General features: G+C 64.4%; 14 protein-coding genes. 4 read left to right on the top strand and 10 right to left on the bottom strand.

The features are described from left to right. Positions 1–9 precede the first annotated feature (9 nt). From QY049_RS16990 to QY049_RS16975, 4 genes are all read right to left on the bottom strand, one after another. Positions 10–1,275 carry an FAD-binding oxidoreductase gene (locus QY049_RS16990; protein ID WP_301269667.1) on the bottom strand — a complete coding sequence of 422 codons (1,266 nt, stop codon included), beginning with the start codon at positions 1,273–1,275 and terminating at the stop codon, positions 10–12. A gap of 3 nt (positions 1,276–1,278) precedes the next feature. Next, positions 1,279–2,940 carry a thiamine pyrophosphate-binding protein gene (locus QY049_RS16985; RefSeq protein ID WP_301269666.1) on the bottom strand — a complete coding sequence of 554 codons (1,662 nt, stop codon included), beginning with the start codon at positions 2,938–2,940 and terminating at the stop codon, positions 1,279–1,281. 111 nt (positions 2,941–3,051) lie between these two features. Continuing rightward, positions 3,052–3,405, bottom strand: coding sequence for a RidA family protein (locus QY049_RS16980; RefSeq protein ID WP_194479786.1), 354 nt, complete (start codon positions 3,403–3,405; stop codon positions 3,052–3,054). 19 nt (positions 3,406–3,424) lie between these two features. Continuing rightward, positions 3,425–4,342, bottom strand: coding sequence for an NAD(P)-dependent oxidoreductase (locus QY049_RS16975; protein WP_301269665.1), 918 nt, complete (start codon positions 4,340–4,342; stop codon positions 3,425–3,427). A gap of 218 nt (positions 4,343–4,560) precedes the next feature. On the opposite strand from QY049_RS16975, the gene QY049_RS16970 reads away from it, so the two are divergent. After that, a complete protein-coding gene (locus QY049_RS16970) occupies positions 4,561–5,397 on the top strand; it encodes a transporter substrate-binding domain-containing protein (RefSeq protein WP_194479784.1) in 837 nt (278 codons plus the stop codon). Here the strand turns inward: QY049_RS16970 and QY049_RS16965 are convergent. After that, on the bottom strand, positions 5,394–5,522 hold the full coding sequence (locus tag QY049_RS16965) for a hypothetical protein (protein ID WP_301269664.1): 129 nt from the start codon (positions 5,520–5,522) through the stop codon (positions 5,394–5,396). The genes QY049_RS16970 and QY049_RS16965 overlap by 4 nt on opposite strands. Between QY049_RS16965 and QY049_RS16960 the strand changes: the two genes are divergently transcribed. Then, positions 5,521–6,249 carry an aspartate/glutamate racemase family protein gene (locus tag QY049_RS16960; RefSeq protein ID WP_194479783.1) on the top strand — a complete coding sequence of 243 codons (729 nt, stop codon included), beginning with the start codon at positions 5,521–5,523 and terminating at the stop codon, positions 6,247–6,249. The two genes, QY049_RS16965 and QY049_RS16960, sit on opposite strands and share 2 nt — an antisense overlap. Positions 6,250–6,462: 213 nt before the next feature. Further along, a complete protein-coding gene (locus QY049_RS16955) occupies positions 6,463–7,830 on the top strand; it encodes an MFS transporter (protein WP_301269663.1) in 1,368 nt (455 codons plus the stop codon). Positions 7,831–7,845: 15 nt separating this feature from the next. On the opposite strand, the gene QY049_RS16950 is transcribed toward QY049_RS16955, so the two are convergent. The 4 genes from QY049_RS16950 to QY049_RS16935 form a co-directional block, all read right to left on the bottom strand. Beyond that, on the bottom strand, positions 7,846–8,004 hold the full coding sequence (locus QY049_RS16950) for a hypothetical protein (RefSeq protein WP_194479781.1): 159 nt from the start codon (positions 8,002–8,004) through the stop codon (positions 7,846–7,848). Between the two features lie 149 nt (positions 8,005–8,153). Continuing rightward, positions 8,154–9,977 carry a cytochrome c3 family protein gene (locus QY049_RS16945; protein WP_367401195.1) on the bottom strand — a complete coding sequence of 608 codons (1,824 nt, stop codon included), beginning with the start codon at positions 9,975–9,977 and terminating at the stop codon, positions 8,154–8,156. A gap of 635 nt (positions 9,978–10,612) precedes the next feature. Next, complete coding sequence (locus tag QY049_RS16940; RefSeq protein ID WP_246755701.1) at positions 10,613–11,062, bottom strand: DUF2721 domain-containing protein; 450 nt, start codon at positions 11,060–11,062, stop codon at positions 10,613–10,615. Positions 11,063–11,084: 22 nt separating this feature from the next. Next, complete coding sequence (locus QY049_RS16935) at positions 11,085–13,766, bottom strand: arylsulfatase (RefSeq protein ID WP_301269661.1); 2,682 nt, start codon at positions 13,764–13,766, stop codon at positions 11,085–11,087. Between the two features lie 302 nt (positions 13,767–14,068). On the opposite strand from QY049_RS16935, the gene QY049_RS16930 reads away from it, so the two are divergent. Beyond that, positions 14,069–15,154 (top strand): transporter, encoded by a 1,086-nt coding sequence (locus tag QY049_RS16930; RefSeq protein ID WP_301269660.1) that lies wholly within the window; start codon positions 14,069–14,071, stop codon positions 15,152–15,154. Positions 15,155–15,214: 60 nt separating this feature from the next. On the opposite strand, the gene QY049_RS16925 is transcribed toward QY049_RS16930, so the two are convergent. Then, positions 15,215–16,711, bottom strand: coding sequence for a carboxylesterase/lipase family protein (locus QY049_RS16925; RefSeq protein ID WP_301269659.1), 1,497 nt, complete (start codon positions 16,709–16,711; stop codon positions 15,215–15,217). Positions 16,712–16,715: the final 4 nt, after the last annotated feature.

Below are 16,715 nucleotides of genomic sequence, written 5' to 3'. Positions count from 1 at the left end.
GGTGCGATCTCAGAGAAAGCGAGTGGGCGAAAACGGCGCAAGCGGAATTTCAGGCGCCTTGCCGCTCAGCAGCTGAGCAACGAGACGGCCGGTGCGAGCGGAGCTGACCAGGCCGATATGGCCGTGGCCGAAGGCATAGACGATGTCGCGCGAGGCGCGCGCATGGCCGATGCAGGGAATGCCATCAGGCATGCTCGGGCGATGGCCAAACCAGGTCTTGATGCGCGAGGCCGGAATGTCCTTCGGCAGTTTCGGGAACATGCCGAGCAGGTGATTGCGCAGGATCTCGGCGCGCTTCCAGTTCGGCGCAGCTTCGAGACCAGCGATCTCGACCGTGCCGGCGGCACGCAGGCCCTTGTTGGTCCAGTTCACCACCATCTTGGCGTCTGATGCCATCATCGAGCTGCGCGGACCTGTCTCCGGATTCTCGATCATGACGTGATAGCCGCGCTCGGTCTCGAGCGGGAGCGGATCGCCAATGGAAGCAGTGAGCTTCTTTGAATGTGCACCGGCCGCAACCACCGCAGCATCGCACGGAATCTCGCCGGTGTCGGTGAGGACGGCGACGAGCTTGTTGCCGCTCAGCTTGAGACCAGTCGCCTTCGCATGGACGAGCTCGGCGCCGTTCGCCAGCGCGTGCTGGGCAAGCGCCGCAACATACGCGCCGGGATCGCGGCAGCGGCCGGCCTCCTCCACCACCACACCAAAGGTGTAGCGCGGATGCAGGTCCGGCTCGTGCTGGCGCATCTCGTCGGCGTTGAGCTCCATCCATTCGACGCCGACCTTCTTGCGAAGGCGCCAGCCGAGATCGTTGTCGAAATTGCCGCGCGACGGGAACACGTGCATCACGCCGTTGCGTTCGACCAGCTCAGGCACGCCCGCTTCCTCCGCGAGCTTCCGGTGCAGCAGCGGCGCGTCCTTCAGCAGGTCGCGCAAGGCAAACGCTGTCTTCTCGACCCGCGCCTCGGTCCAGCCCGAGAGCAGGTACTTGATCAGCCAGGGCAGCGCCTTCGGCAAGTAAGACCAGCGGATCGCGAGCGGCCCGAGCGGGTCCATCAGATAGAACGGCACCTTCTTCCAGACGCCCGGCTCGGCCGGCGGGATCACCGAATGCGATGACAGCCAGCCGGCATTGCCATAGCTCGCCGCCTGTTCGCCACCGGGCTCGCCCGCGTCGATCAGCGTGACGCGATGACCCTCGCGCAGCGCCTCGATGGCGCTGATCACGCCGATCGCACCGGCTCCGATGATCGCGACGTGGCGGCCTTGCGACATCGCTTACGCCTTCACCGCGGGTGTAAAGTCCTTGCCGACCGAGATCGCCCTGGGATCGATGATGCAGTGAAGGATCGACGGCTTGCCTGAGGCCAACGCACGCTCGAACGCCGGCGCGAACTCTTCGGTGCGCTCGACGCGCTCGCCATGGCCGCCGAACGCCTTTGCGTACATCGCGAAGTCGGGGTTCTTGAGCTGGGTGCCGACGACGCGACCGGGATAGTCGCGCTCCTGATGCATGCGGATGGTGCCGTATTGCGAGTTGTCGACGACGATGACGACCAGCGGCGCGTCGTATTGCACGGCGGTGGCGAATTCCTGGCCGTTCATCAGGAAGCAGCCGTCACCGGCAAAAGCGACGACGACGCGATCAGGATATTGCCGCTTGGCCAGCACGCCCGCCGGCACGCCATAACCCATCGAGCCCGAGGTCGGCGCGAGCTGCGACGCAAAACTGTGGAAGCGGTGATGGCGATGGATCCAGCCGGCATAATTTCCGGCGCCATTGCAGACGATCGCGTCCTTCGGCAGACGGTCGCGCAGCCAGGTCATGACCTGGCCGTACTGGAACGTGCCCGGCAGCTCGCGCGCCTTGTCGGTCCAGGCGAGATAGTCGGCATGCGCCTTCGCGGCCTCGCCCTTCCAGGCAACCGCGCCTGAAGGCTTGAGCGTGTCGACGGCCGCAGCGAACGCGGCAGGCGTCGCCTGGATCGCCAGCGCCGGCTGGTAGATGCGGCCAAGCTCTTCCGAGCCCGGATGCACATGGATCAGCTTCTGCTTCGGCGAGGGAATGTCGAGCAGCGTGTAGGACGAGGACGGCATCTCCGACATGCGGCCGCCGATGAGAAGGATCAAATCGGCGTTGTCGATGCGCGCTTTCAGGCCTGGGCTCGGCCCGATGCCGAGATCGCCGGCATAATGCGAATGATCCGCGTCGATCAGCGAGGCCCGGCGGAACGAGGTCGCGACCGGCAGGTCGAACCGTTCGGCAAAGCGCGCGATGCTCTTGGTGGCTTCATCGGTCCAGCGCGAGCCGCCGAGAATAACCAGCGGCGCCTTGGCGCTCGCAAGCATCGCGCCGACCTGCTCGAGATCCGATGGCGCCGGCCAGCTCACGGCGGGCTCGATGCGCATCGCGTCCGCGACAGCCGCGGTCTCGGTAAGCATGTTCTCCGGCAGCGCGATCACGACAGGACCGGGGCGCCCCTGCATCGCGACGCGGAAGGCGCGTGCGACCAGTTCGGGAATGCGATCAGGACGATCGATCTCGACCGCCCATTTTGCCATCGAGCCGAACACGGCCCTGTAGTCGAGTTCCTGGAAGGCCTCCCGCTCGCGCATGCCGGTGTCGACCTGGCCGACGAACAGGATCATCGGTGTCGAGTCCTGCATCGCGATGTGAACGCCGTGGCTGGCATTGGTCGCGCCGGGACCGCGGGTGACGAAGCAGACGCCCGGGCGTCCCGTGAGTTTGCCGTAGGCTTCCGCCATCATCGCGGCGCCGCCTTCGGCGCGGCAGATCACGACGTCGATCGGGCTGTCATGCAGCGCATCGAGCGCCGCAAGGTAGCTCTCGCCGGGCACGCAGGTGACGCGGTCGACGCCTTGCGCGACCAGCTGGTCGATCAGGATCTGGCCCCCGGTGCGGGTGTTTCTGATGGTCATGACAGCTCCCTGACGGCTTTGGCGATGCGCTTTTGTTCCGAGGTGGCGTAGGACAGGCGGAAACAAGGTGCAAGACCGATGCAAACAGTGCAGAGGACATCGGCACGCATGTCAGCGCCGCGCGGCGATTGCGATCACCTCGATGCGGTAGGCCGGATCGGCGAGCTCGACCTTGCCGCAGGCACGCGTCGGCGCATTGCCGGGCACGACCCAGGCATCGTAGACCGCGTTCATGGCGTCGAAATCGTCCATGGTTTTCAGCCAGACCTGCACGCTGAGCAGGCGCGACTTGTCGGTGCCGGCGCGCGCCAGCATGTCGTCGACCTTCGCCAGCGCCTCCTTGGTCTGCTGGGTGATGTCGGCGGTCTTGGTGTCAGCGACCTGGCCGGCGAGAAAAACGAGATCGCCGAACACGGAAGCGCGGCTGCGGCGGGCGTTCTGATCGATGCGGGTGATATCAGACATGGGGGGATTCCTTATTGCCTTACTTGCCGGTGGCGATGATGCGGCGGCAGTGATCAAGCGCGGCGCCGATGAGATTGTCGCTCGCCTCGGGCGTGCGGAACGCCGAATGCGCCGACAGCGTCACATTCGGCAGCTTTGTAAGCGGATGACCTGCGGGCAGCGGCTCGACAGTGAAGACGTCGAGACCGGCATGAGCAATGTGGCCCGAGCGCAGCGCGTCCAGCATCGCATCTTCGTCGACGATCGCGCCGCGCGCGGTGTTGATCAGGATGCTGCCCTTGCGCATCTGCGCGATGCGCTCGCGTGACAGGAAACCCTTGGTCTCGTCGTTGAGGAGCAGGTGCAGCGAGACGACGTGGCTCTCGGCCAGCAGCTTCTCCAGCGACACGAATTCGACACCCGGATGCGTCTTCGGCGTTCTGTTCCAGGCAATCACCTTCATGCCGCAGCCGGCCGCCATGCGTGCGGCTTCAGCCGCAATGCCGCCGAAGCCGATGAGGCCGAGCGTCTTGCCGGTGAGCTGCACGGCGTCGCGGCGCAGCCAGTTGCCTTCGCGCATGCCGCGATCCATCTCGCCAAAGCTCTTGGCAGATGCCCACATCAGCGCGATTGCGCATTCGGCCACCGCCGTGTCGCCATAGCCCTTGATGGTGTGGACGGCGATGCCGAGCTCAGCAAGCTCTTCCGGATTCATGTAGCTGCGCGCGCCGGTGCCGAGGAAGACGACATGCTTCAGCCCGGCGCACGTCGCCGCAATCGCGGATGGCACCGCCGTATGGTCGACGATCATGATCTCGGCATCGCCGAGCAAGGCGGGGAGATCGCCGGGCTTGATGGAGGGATTTCTGATGATGCCGACCGGCAGCTTCGCGGCGGAGAGCAGCTTCTCGGTGACCGCAGCCAGGGTGTCGTTGGCATCGACAAAAACAGCACGCACGGACTTTCTCCTCTCAATCCCGATAACCCGCTTGCCGGTCCAATATCCGGCGCGGCTTCAGGGAGTTTTCTCTCGCTTTGCCAAAGGACTAGGCCCCAACCTGCCTCGTCGCACAAATCGTCGGCAAAGCCGCAATACCATATTGCATTATGGACTGAATACAGAAATAGTCCACCAGCCGGAGCCGATAGATCCCCATTCCCCAGGGAGTACTGACGATGAACCGCAGGGACGCACTCACCACCGTCGCGCTGGCGGGCGCCGCAATGGCCGCAGCCGGCTCAGCCAAGGCCGACACGGCGCCGACCTCCACGCTCGATCGCATCAAGAAGACCGGCGTGCTGCGGATCGCGGTCATCGCCGGCCAGGACCCCTATTTCCACAAGGACCTCGCCACCAATCAATGGTCGGGCGCCTGCATCGACATGGCGAACGACATCGCGGGCAAGCTGGGTGCCAAGGTCGAGACGCTGGAATCGACCTGGGGCAACCAGATCCTCGACCTGCAGGCCGACAAGATCGACCTCGCCTTCGCCGTGAACCCGACGCCGGAGCGTTCGCTCGTCATCGACTTCTCAACCCCGATCCTGGTGCACTCCTTCACCGTCATCACCAAGAAGGGCTTTGCCAAGCCGCAGACCTGGTCCGAGCTCAATAAGCCCGACGTCAAGATCGCCGTCGACATCGGCTCGACGCACGAGACCATCGCGCGCCGCTACTGCCCGAAGGCCGAAATCCTCGGCTTCAAGACCCGCGACGAGGCGATCCTCGCGGTGTCGACCGGCCGCGCCGACTGCAACGTCTCGCTCGCGGTGCTGTCGATCTTCACGCTGAAGAAGAATCCGACGCTCGGCGATCTCGCGATCCCGCGGCCGATCCTGACGCTGCCGACCAATCTCGGCATCCGCGCCGAAGCCGATCGCCGCTACAAGGATTTCCTCAGCGCCTGGGCCGACTACAACCGTTCGCTCGGCCAGACCCGCGAATGGCTGCTGAAGGCCTATCAAACCGTCGGCCTCAGCGCCGACGACATTCCGGGCGAAGTGCAGTTCTAGGCCGCTGCGATCGACCTGATCGCCGGCAGTTTGTGCAAGGCGGCACCGTGCTGGAGCTCGGTGCTGCCGTGGACGCGTTTGACGACCGGGCTCGCGACCATCCCGAATCGCTTGGGGACATCCATGAAACTCCGCGGCGGCTTCACGAATTACGGCGAGACCATCGGCGTGCTGATGCTCGACACGCGATTTCCCCGCCCACGCGGAGACATCGGAAACGCGCGCTCCTATGACTTTCCCATACGTTACAAGATCGTGCGCGGCGCCCACGCAACCAGGATCATGGGCGATCATCCCGATCCAAACCTGCTCGATCCGTTCATCGTCGCCGCCCGCGAACTGGAGTCGGAGGGCGTCAAGGCGATCACGACGAGCTGCGGCTTCCTCGCGCCGTTCCAGAAGCAGCTCGCCGCCGCGGTGAACATCCCGGTGTTCACCTCGAGCCTGATCCAGGCGCCGCTGATCCACGCCATGCTGCCACCCGGCAAGGTCATCGGCATCTTTACGGAACGCGGCCATCACATGAACGACGGGCATTTCCGCGGCGTCGGCTGGTCGCAGAACGATATCCCCGTTCAAGTCCAGGGCATGAAGCCCGACGCGCAATTTCCCGCGACCTACATTCTCGGCCGAGAGGAGCTGGACACCGACGTGCTGCGCGCCGAGATGATCGAAATGACGGAAGCCTTCATGGCGTCGTGCACGAATCCCGGCGCAATCCTGTTCGAGTGCACCAACATGTGCCCGTTCTCGAAGGACGTCGCCGAGGTCTCGAACCTGCCGGTGTTCGACATCAACACCTTGATCAACTTCTTCTATCGAGCGGCCAATCCGGTGCCGTTCCTGAACTGAGCACGACAGGCGGACGCTCGCCCACGCGCCGCGAGGACACCGACCGCCAGCCGCGCAGCGAGTGGCTGACGGCTTTGAGCCGAATTCACCGGGCATATTGCCGCGGATGCCCTGAGCAAACCGGGACGCTGATATGCGCGCGCCCTGACGTGGCGCTTCCGGTGTTGACGCGAATCCATGCGCGTTTAAGTAGGTGAGACAAAGACTGCAGGGATGGCGACGTTCGCTGGGCTGGTTCCCGTTGCCGTCACCCATGCAGGACACATGACGACCTCGCCTCACGCGACCTCGCCACGCGCGATACCGAAATCGGCTTCCACGCCCCCTCATCTCGCCGTCGTCCTGTTCTCGCTCGCGATGGGCGGCTTTGCGATCGGGACCACCGAATTCGCGTCGATGAGCCTGCTGCCGTTCTTCGCGGCCGATCTTCATATCGACGAGCCGACCGCCGGACACGCCATCAGCGCCTACGCGCTCGGCGTGGTACTGGGCGCGCCGCTGATTGCCGTGCTCGGCGCCAAGTTCGCCCGGCGCACGCAGCTCTTGGCGCTGATGGCCGTGTTCGCGCTCGGCAACGCCCTGACCGCGCTGGCGCCCGGCTTTGGTTCGATGGTCGCCGCCCGCTTCCTCTCGGGCCTGCCGCACGGCGCCTATTTCGGCATCGCCGCGCTGGTGGCGGCCTCGCTCGTTCCGCAACACCGCCGCTCGCGGGTGGTCGGCCAGGTCATGCTGGGCCTGACCGTCGCCACCATCATCGGCGTGCCGCTGGCCAATCTGATCGGCCAGTCGGTCGGCTGGCGCGCGAGCTTTGGCCTCGTGTCGGTGTTGGCCCTGCTCACGGTTCTGCTGTGCGCGCTGTTCGCGCCGCGCGACCAGGCAGGCCGGTCGGATCCGCTGCGCGAGCTCGGCGCGCTGAGGAGCCGTCGCGTCTGGACGACGCTCGCGATCAGCGCCATCGGCTTCGGCGGCATGTTCGCCGTCTACACTTATCTCGCGACGACGTTGATCGAGGTCACCAAGGTCAGCACCGAGGTCATCCCGTTCTTCCTGGCGATCTTCGGCATCGGCGCCACGCTCGGCAATCTGGTCGTGCCGCGCTTCGCCGACCGCGCGCTGATGCCGACGGCTGGCGCCATCCTGGTGTTTGCAGCCGCCGCGCTGCTGGCCTTTCCTGTTGTCGCCGGCAATCCCTGGCTGCTCGCGATCGACATCTTCGCGATCGGCGCCAGCGTCGCGCTCGGCGCCGTCCTGCAGACACGGCTGATGGACGTTGCTGGAGATGCACAGGCGCTTGCCGCCGCGCTCAACCATTCGGCGTTCAACACCGCCAATGCGCTTGGCCCGTTCCTCGGCGGCCTCGCCATTCGCCAGGGTCTGGGCTGGACTTCCACCGGCCCGGTCGGCGCCGCCCTGGCGATCCTCGGCTTTCTGATCTGGATCGTCGCCTGGCGCGACACCGGCCCCGCACCCGTCGAGCGCGCCTCAGGCAGCGACACTGCGCCACGCGAAACTGCTCCGCTGAAGCAGGCACCGCCGCTTGCGCCGCGCGAGCGAAGCCGTCCCAAGGAACCGGTAGCCTGACGGATTGCAACGCGCTCAGAACAGAGCGGCGTTGAAGGCCGGTCCATAAATCATCACGGCTACGAGCGAGACCAGCAGGCCCGCGCCCGAGAAGATCACGAGGATCTGCAAGGTTTCGACGTCGACATTCGTTCCCGTCGCGCGGGATATTGCTCTTGCCAGTGCAGCAATCATCGCCAGCTCCGAAGCCGGCCACGCATGGAGGCGGGCCTGACTTCATCTAGACTAGCGCAGATCGGCGCATCCGCCTGTGAAGCAGATTACAGGTGCGCCTCGATGATCGGTCGCGGGCTAGCGGGCATGTCGGCTCCTTGCGCAGTATCCTACCGGTTCAACTCCCTGATCAGCTCGGCCAGGCTTGAGTCGTAAGGCCGCAGCCGTGCCAAGCGCTCGGCGTATTCCAGAGCGGCCCTGGCATCTCCCTTCTGGCGACTGAAACTGATTGCAGCTGAAAGCAGCTCGACATCATCAGGATGTGTACGCAAACTCTCGTTCAACACGAACAGCGCGTCGTCGCGCCGGCCCGCGGAATGCAGCCCGACGGCATAGACGTAGGCGTACCGGGTTTGACCCGGATCGAGCACGGCGGCCTGGCGCAATTCATCAAGAGCCGCTTCGGTGCGCTTCTGACGCGCCAAGGCCAAGCCAAGCGCGTGATGAAGCGAGGCGTCCTGCGCCGACCTGGACAACTGCTCGCGCAGGATCCGCTCTCCGTCGGCGTCGCGCCCGAGTTGCCGATAGAGGTCCGACAAGTTCACGGCGGCAGCCGCGAAGAAGGGATCGAGTTTGAGCGCGGCGCGATATTCGGTCTCCGCGGCGGCAGCATCGGCTTGGCGCGCGTAGAAATTGCCGAGCGCCGTCCGCGCTTCCGCACGATCCGCGTTCAATCTCTGCGCGGCGATGAATTCGGCGGCCGCTCGAGCGAACCGGTCGCGATCCGCAGACGGCTGCTGCGCCCGCGGCACCGACGCAAGAAGATCGGCGGCGCGAATACGCACGCCACGAACGGGATCAACCAGTTGCGCAGATGCAAGCGACCAGAGCTGGTCGGCCGGCATCCTTTCCAGGCCATCGAGCGCACCCAGCCTGACCAGCGGATCGGGGTCGGACAGGACACGACGGATCAGCTCGACATCGGGTGCGGGCAATTCGGCCAACGCACTCGCACGCACGATACCGGGGACTTCCCCGGCTCCCGCTATCGCCGCCAGCAGCGCCTGCGCATCGGCCGCCTCGATCCAGGCAGCGCCGAATGCCTGCGCGTAGGTCTGAAAGCCTCGCCGTTCCTGACCGAACCAGCTCTCGACCTTGTCGGCTGCCCAACTCGCCGGCTTGTCGCGATGGCAGTCGTTGCAGGCGTTCGGCACGCCCGTCTGCACGGAGACATCCGGGCGCGGCACGCGAAAGCCGTGGTCATGGCGGCGGTCGATCACCATGTAGCGCCGCTCCGGCATGTGGCAGGAGGCGCAGGACAGCGGCGGCGAGACGTCGGCATGGTGTCGGTGCGCCGTGGATTCATACCGGGCCGGCAGATGGCATTGCGAGCAGACGCCGTCACCCGGTGTCTTCAATGCCGCGCTATGCGGGTCGTGGCAGTCGCTGCATGTCACCCCTTTGGCGAACATCTTGCTCTGCTTGAATGGCGCGTAGTTGTAGGTTTCCTCGTCGTCACGCATCTGACCATCGGCGGAGAAAAGCTGAGGCTCGAGCAGCGACACCCGATGTGTCTCCGACAGCGGCCGCCCCGGCGTCCATTCCTCGGAAAGCTGGCCACGCCGTGCGTGGCAACGCCCGCAGGTCTCGACCTCCTTGCGCAGGGCCACTGCGGGCGCGCTGCGAACGGGCGTCAGCGTACCGGCTTGGGCTGACCATGTGATCCCGCTCCGCTCGTCGAACTTGACGACGAGATGCTTCGCCGGATCCTTGGCGGACCCGGCTGCCCCGCGGTCGCCTCTCGCCCAGGCGACATGCCGAGAGCCCGCGCCATGGCAAGCCTCGCACCCCACGCTGATTTCGGAGAACGTCGTTGTGAAGTGGTCCGTGGCGGGATCGTAGTTCTTGCGCACGGCGGTCGAATGACACTCGGCACACATGAAATTCCAGTTTTGGCTGGGTCTGGTCCAGTGCAGGGGATCGCTGCTGGTCACGGCAGCATCCGGATAGAGATGAAACCAGCGCTGGCCGCCTTGATCTTTCGACCGCGTGTCCCAGGCAATCGAAAGCGCCTGGATACGGCCGTCGGGGAATGCAATCAGATATTGTTGGAGCGGATCAACCCCGAACGTGTATTTGACCTCGAACGCCGAAAGCTTGCCGTCGGGTCCGTCCGTCTCGACGAAGAACCTGCCGTCCTTCCGGAAGAAACGGGAGCGCGTCCCCGCATAGTCGAAGACCGCATCATTGAAATCCGCCTTCACGGACTGGTTCGTCGCATGCTCCATCGCGTGCCGATGCTGCGAAGCCTGCCAGAGCTTCGCTTGCATTGCGTGGCACTCGCCGCAGGTCTGGCTGCCGACGAAGCTCAGCTCGGACGCCGGCCGCGAGACAAGCGGACGCTCCGGCCGCCCAATCCAGTAGAATGCCGCCGCGACCATCCCCAGAAGGGCCAGACCGATGCCGGCCGCCAGACGGAAGACGCCGGTCCGCGCGGTGCCCTGCGGCTGGCCTGACGCCACGGGCGGCGCGGACCGCCTCTCGGCGCGGCCCCTTCGGCGCTTACGATCCTTTCCCGAGACTTTTGCCACGCGAGTTCGCCGACCCCAGCCGAATGCGTCGTTCTGAACTACACACGGAGATCGTGGTCGTGAAGCGCGATTCGCGTCTCGCGAGCCAGATCAACGAGTGAGCCGCAGAACATCAGCATCGCCGCCATGAACAGGATTGCAACGCCGAATTCGTGCGCGAGCTGAAGCAGTGCGCTGACGAACGCGACAATGATGATCAAGGCGGTCAGGATCGCTGCAATGATCGCGCAGAGCAGCGACCGGTTCAACAGGGCAGCTCGCCGGCGGAGCCGCGGGAGGTCGGCCTTGAGATACGCCCGCCGCGCATCGTCAGCCGGTATGCCGTGAATGAACTGTGACCGATCAATCACCCGATTGATCCTGGATATCAGCACCGAGATGAAGGCCGCGACCGCTCCCAACAGGAATGCCGGAGCGGCCACGCTTGTGATGATCCGCCCGAGCTGATCGATCGACGGGGTGACCGGCAGCAGCTCGACCATGGTCATTGGTCAAGGTTCCGCACCGGCATCACTGTTGAGCGCATTGCTGGACGAACTTGATGCGATCCATCATGCCGAGCCCCTGCGCTTCGGCCTGCTTGCGGCAGCCCTCGCGCTTGTCGATCCGCAACTGAATCTTGTCGGTGAGACTGAGGCCAACGGTGCCAACCTGCGGTTCGGCAGAGGCCGACTTGCCGGCGTCGTCCGACGGACCGTCACCCGCCGCGCGCGCCGCGTCCTGCAGCCGCTTGACGTCGTCCGGGCTCAGCTTCGGCCGGTCGATGTCCAGCGTCACCTTGTTGAGCTTGCCGGTGAAGACGAACGGCGTTTGATAGTCGTTGTCGTCGACCGGCGTGCCGGTGTCGGAGCCGATGTCGAACGCCTCGTCCCATTGCAGGATGAACGGCAGGCTGTGTTCCATCTTCTCTGTGGACACGATGTTGCCGTCGACCTTCAACGTTCCCGTGCCGCCCTGTCCGATGCCGCTATAGTTGCCGAACACCATGGTGCCAGCGCCCAGGCCGTCATATCTAAAATCGAATTCGATCAGGTGCTTGCCAGGCGTCAACTCTGGACCCTCCCAGCGCACGCGCTTGAGGTCGACGAGATTCCACGTGAAGACGGGCTTGTTCTTCACGACGTAGAAGCCATAGCCGCCGAAGCGGCCGCCCTGTGTGACGAGCATGCCTTCCGCGCCACCCTGCGGGATATCGACATCCGCCTTGAAGGTGTAGGAGGCATTGAGCAAGCTCGGTGCATCGCCGTTGGGCGTGCCGCTCAGCGGCCGTGTCCAGGCGAAGCTGGTGCGGCCGGCGCTGAGGCTCGGACGCGGCGTGATCATCCGGGTTGCCACTGACGAGTCGAGCGGCAGCACCTGATATCTTTCCGCTTGCTGCCAGAACAGCGCCTGCAGCTCCTTCAGCTTGTCGGGATATTTGGCGGCAACGTCCTCGGCCTGCGTCCAGTCGTTGTGGAGGTCATAGAGTTCCCAAGGGTAGTCTTGAGGCGCCGGCAATTTTGCAACCGTGACCCACGGCGGTCGCATTACCTTGGTCGAGGCGATCCAGCCGTCATTGTAGATCGCGCGATCGGCGAACATCTCGAAATACTGCGTCGTGTGCGTCGACGGGGCGTTCGCGTTCTTTTCGTCGAACGTGTACATCATGCTGACGCCCTCGATCGGACTCTGCTTGATGCCGTCGACCATGTCAGGCGCTTTGATATGCGCCGCCTCGAGAATGGTCGGAACGACGTCGATGACATGGTGGAACTGAGCCCGAATGCCGCCCTTGTCCTTGATCACCGCCGGCCACGAGACCGCCATGCCCTGGCGAGTGCCGCCGAAATGCGACACGATCTGCTTGGTCCAGGAGAATGGCGTGTCGAATGCCCAGGCCCAGCCGATCGACATGTGGTTGTAGGTGCGATCGGTGCCCCAGACGTCGTAGAAATATTTGAGCTGGTCCTCGACCGACGGGTTGATCTGGTTGAACATGGCGACTTCGTTCGGCGTGCCATTCGGCTGACCTTCCGCGCTCGTCCCGTTATCACCCTCGATGTAGATGATCAGGGTGTTGTCGAGCTTGCCGAGGTCGTCGATCGACTGGATCACCCGCCCGATCTCGTTGTCGGCATAGGCAGCATAGGCCGCGAATACTTCCGCCTGGCGGACGAAAAGCTTTTTCTCGTCAGCGGAAAGCTGGTCCCACTCCTTGATCAGATCCTTCGGCCATGGCGTGAGTTTCGCATTCTGCGGAATGACGCCCAGCTTCTTTTGGTTCTCGAAGATGGTGTCACGAAGCTTGTTCCAGCCCTGGTCGAAAAGATGCATCTCGCTGATCTTCTTCACCCACTCGGGCGTCGGGTGATGCGGCGCGTGCGTCGCACCCGGCGCGAATTTGATGAAGAAAGGCGTGTCGGGTGCCAGCGCGTTCATGCGGTTCACGTAGTCGATCGCTTCGTCCGCCATTGCTGTCATCAAATTCCAGCCGGGCTTGCCGACATAGGGATGGATCGGCGTGGTGTTGCGGACGAGGTTACCGGGCTCCCACTGATTGGTGTCGCCACCCATGAAGCCGTAGAAGTATTCAAAACCCATGCCGGTCGGCCACTGATCGAACGGGCCGGCCTGGCTCGCCTGGTATTCGGGCGTGTTGTGGTTCTTGCCGAACCAGGCGGTATGGTAGCCGTTGTCGGTCAGGATTCTGCCGATCGTGGCCTTGTCCTTGGTGATGATGCTGTCATAGCCCGGATAGCCGGTGGCCTGCTCCGCGATCACGCCATAACCGACCGAATGGTGGTTGCGTCCGGTGATCAGCGCCGCGCGCGTCGGCGAGCACAGGGCGGTCGAATGGAAATTGGTGTAGCGCAATCCGCTTTGCGCGATCCGGTCGAGCGCCGGCGTCGGGATCACGCCGCCGAACGTGCTAGGCACGCCATAGCCGGCATCGTCCGTGATGATCAGCAGGACGTTTGGAGCGCCCTTGGGAGGTACGACCCGCGCCGGCCAAAATGGTTTCGAATTGCGCGCGTCACGCTCGATCTTGCCGCCGAACTTTTGCGGCGGCGGCGGAAGCTGGTTGCCGGGAATGGTGATGGTGGCGGCTGGAGAGCCCGGAGGCGGCGCGGCCGATTGAGCCGTTTGCGCGAACGCAGGCCCGGAGATCACGGATGCCGCAGCAATTGCAACAAAGATCGTCCGAATGATCATTGCAAATTCTCCCCAGATCAGGGTGCTAAAAATCGTAGCCTGAACCGCGGCCGGATCAGCGGCTTTGACTCAAATCAACTGCACCGAACTGACCGCGCAGAAGCGTGCTATCGGAATCCGGCAATGGCGCTGAGACCGCATCGCGGCGAGCGAAACACGTCAGGCGTTGCAAAAGGGCACCACACTTTCGGCGACGACGGGACTGGCCGCGCCTCATTGATCTAGATCAAGGCGGTCAGCACATTCGCGAGATGTGTTGGACGTCCATTTCGAAAATTCATTTATGAGTCTGGGGGCGGATCATGGGACATGCATGCGCGCAGTGCGCGCGCCCATCATCGAATGAACGTAGTGCCAAGGCCGCTCGCTGGTTCGCCGCGCTCCTGATCGGCACCTGCGCGAGTGCGAGTACTGCGCAGGCCGACGAAGGTGGCGTCAGCTTCTGGCTTCCCGGAATTTACGGAAGCCTTGCTGCCCTTCCGCAACAGCCGGGATGGGCGCTGAATTCGATCTACTATCATACCGCAGTCGGCGCTTCAGGTTCGGTCGCCGCGGCCCGCCAGATCACGCTGGGCAGACTCAATCCGACCGCAAATGTCAGCCTGGACGCCAATCTCGGCGCCCGGGCGGATCTGCTTCTGCTGAACCCCTCCTACACATTCGCAACTCCCGTCCTCGGAGGACAATTCTCACTCGGCGTGATGGCGATTGCGGGCCGCAATCACACCACGCTCGACGGAACCATCACCGCGGGCGTTGGCGGATTCACGACCACGCGGGCCGGCGCGATTGACAGCACACTCACCGGCTTCGGCGATCTGTATCCGCAGATGACGTTGCGCTGGAACATGGGCAACAGCAACTTCATGACCTACCTGACCGGCGACATACCGGTTGGTGACTACGACGCTCAACGGCTCGCCAATCTCGGCATCGGCCACGGTGCGATCGACGGCGGCGCGGGCTACACCTATTTCAATCAGCAGAGCGGCTTCGAATTGTCGGCCGTCACCGGGCTGACGTACAATCTGCGAAACGATGCCACCGGCTATCAGAACGGCATCGACTGGCACCTTGACTGGGGCATGTCACAGTTCCTGTCGAAGCAACTCCACGTCGGTGCCGTCGGCTATGTCTACAATCAGCTCACGGCGGACAGCGGCGCGCTTCCGATCCTCGGCGAGAACAAGTCGCGCGTGGCCGGCATCGGACCGCAGGTCGGGTACATCTTTCCAATTGCCGGGCAGCAGGGCTACCTCAATCTGAAAGGCTACTATGAGTTCGGTGCGGACCGGCGGCCGTCGGGCTGGAACACCTGGCTGACGTTCTCGATCTCCCCTGCAGCGCCGACGCCCGCTGCGCCAGCCAGGCACATTGTCACCAAGTGATGGTCATCAGCGCGAATAGTGGTCGGGCCAGTGAGGCTATCGCGGCACCTTACCGAGTCCTCATACCGCCTCCCTGAGGTTCTTCTTATCGTTGGCGCCAGTGCTCAGTTCCGCCCACAGGCGAAAGCGCACGCCTTCGTTCAGAGGAATCATGTGAAACGGCTGGCCGAAGATGGCGAGCGGCTCCTTAGCTGCCTCGAACCGAGGCCAAGCTTCCACAATATCAGGTGCGCCTGATGTCACGAAGCGCAACAGGCTTGTCTGAAACCGCGCCGCCACGTCGATATCGGCAGGCGTCATCGGGCCGCCCTTGCGCTTCAGGATCGGGCGATCGATGAACTCGGGCAAATGTGCCCACAGGCAGGCATTGTCGGCGCCGTGAGTCGGACCTTGCGAGAGAAACGGCTCCAGCGCAGGGCGATGGTCGAACCGGCTCAGCCACACCGCACCGCCTGCAGCTGCGTGGCTTCGCGCCAGATCGGCCATCGGGCGATGCCAGAACGCATCCGACAGCAGCGCCTCGTAGGGATCCTCGTCGACGCGCGCCGAACCGCGATAGCAGGCCAGCAGGCGTTCCCAGCCGGCATCGCCGAACGCGACGCGCACATTGCGCTCGGTGGTGCGGATCATCGCGGCCGGCGGCGTGCTCTTCAAAAACATCACCATCTCGTCGCGGCAGGAGCCGAGCCAGAGCGGAATGTCGCGCAAACCTCCTGCGGCAAAGACGTCGCGCGGCTCGCGCGGGATCACGGTGCCGTCGAGCACCGGGCCGAACACCGTGCCTGAATCGGTCTCGTCCGCGATCCTGCGGCCGACGCGCTCGACGGCTGCAAAGAGGTTTGACAGCGGTACGGATGCGATAGCGCCCGGATCGTCGTCCAATTCGAGCTCGGCCAGCACGCGGCGCGCGACGATGTCGGCATGGTCAGCGCTCATGATGTTGCGGCCGGGCGCGCTCAGCGCCAGCGCACGGGCGAACTTGCCCTTCGCCTGCGGCAGCGTTCCGAGGGCGATGACCATGGATGCGCCGGCCGACTGGCCCGACAGCGTCACCTGGCCAGGATCGCCGCCAAAATTGGCGATGTTGGCGTGGACCCAGTCGAGCGCGGCAAGTGAATCCGAGATCGCGAGATTGTTGGCCTCGGCCAGTCCGTGACGATGCAGTTGCAGGAAGCCGAGCGGTCCGAGCCGGTAATTGATGGTGACGATGACGGCCGGGCCATGCGCGGCGAGGAAGGCGCCGTCATAGTCGGCGCCGCCACCGGTGACGAAGGCCCCGCCGTGGATGAAGAACAGCACCGGCAGTGGGCGGCCTGTCCCAACAGGCGTCCAGATGTTCAAGCTGAGACAGGATTCTTCCGCCTGATCGAGATGCCCGGGCTGCGGCGCGTAAGCGCCGTAGTCCGTGCAACGACGCGGCTCCGTCCACGCGGGTGGCGGCATCGCCTTGGCGAAGCGCCGCGCGGTCGCGAACGGCACGCCCTTGAAGGCGCGGACGGTCACCTGCTCGGCCCCCATGATCGGGCCGAGCGTGGTCTGAACTGCGTTGGTCAACATGCGA

Origin of the sequence: Bradyrhizobium sp. WYCCWR 13022, from assembly GCF_030435535.1 — a bacterium.
GTDB lineage: Bacteria > Pseudomonadota > Alphaproteobacteria > Rhizobiales > Xanthobacteraceae > Bradyrhizobium.
This window is presented reverse-complemented; position numbering and strand designations above follow the sequence as displayed.

Coding starts and splice junctions, on each gene's coding strand:
- QY049_RS16990 (WP_301269667.1), bottom strand. CDS start 1,275: ATGTCGCAAGGCCGCCACGTCGCGATCATCGGAGCCGGTGCGATCGGC.
- QY049_RS16985 (WP_301269666.1), bottom strand. CDS start 2,940: ATGACCATCAGAAACACCCGCACCGGGGGCCAGATCCTGATCGACCAG.
- QY049_RS16980 (WP_194479786.1), bottom strand. CDS start 3,405: ATGTCTGATATCACCCGCATCGATCAGAACGCCCGCCGCAGCCGCGCT.
- QY049_RS16970 (WP_194479784.1), top strand. CDS start 4,561: ATGAACCGCAGGGACGCACTCACCACCGTCGCGCTGGCGGGCGCCGCA.
- QY049_RS16960 (WP_194479783.1), top strand. CDS start 5,521: ATGAAACTCCGCGGCGGCTTCACGAATTACGGCGAGACCATCGGCGTG.
- QY049_RS16965 (WP_301269664.1), bottom strand. CDS start 5,522: ATGGATGTCCCCAAGCGATTCGGGATGGTCGCGAGCCCGGTCGTCAAA.
- QY049_RS16955 (WP_301269663.1), top strand. CDS start 6,463: ATGGCGACGTTCGCTGGGCTGGTTCCCGTTGCCGTCACCCATGCAGGA.
- QY049_RS16950 (WP_194479781.1), bottom strand. CDS start 8,004: ATGATTGCTGCACTGGCAAGAGCAATATCCCGCGCGACGGGAACGAAT.
- QY049_RS16940 (WP_246755701.1), bottom strand. CDS start 11,062: ATGACCATGGTCGAGCTGCTGCCGGTCACCCCGTCGATCGATCAGCTC.
- QY049_RS16935 (WP_301269661.1), bottom strand. CDS start 13,766: ATGATCATTCGGACGATCTTTGTTGCAATTGCTGCGGCATCCGTGATC.
- QY049_RS16930 (WP_301269660.1), top strand. CDS start 14,069: ATGGGACATGCATGCGCGCAGTGCGCGCGCCCATCATCGAATGAACGT.
- QY049_RS16925 (WP_301269659.1), bottom strand. CDS start 16,711: ATGTTGACCAACGCAGTTCAGACCACGCTCGGCCCGATCATGGGGGCC.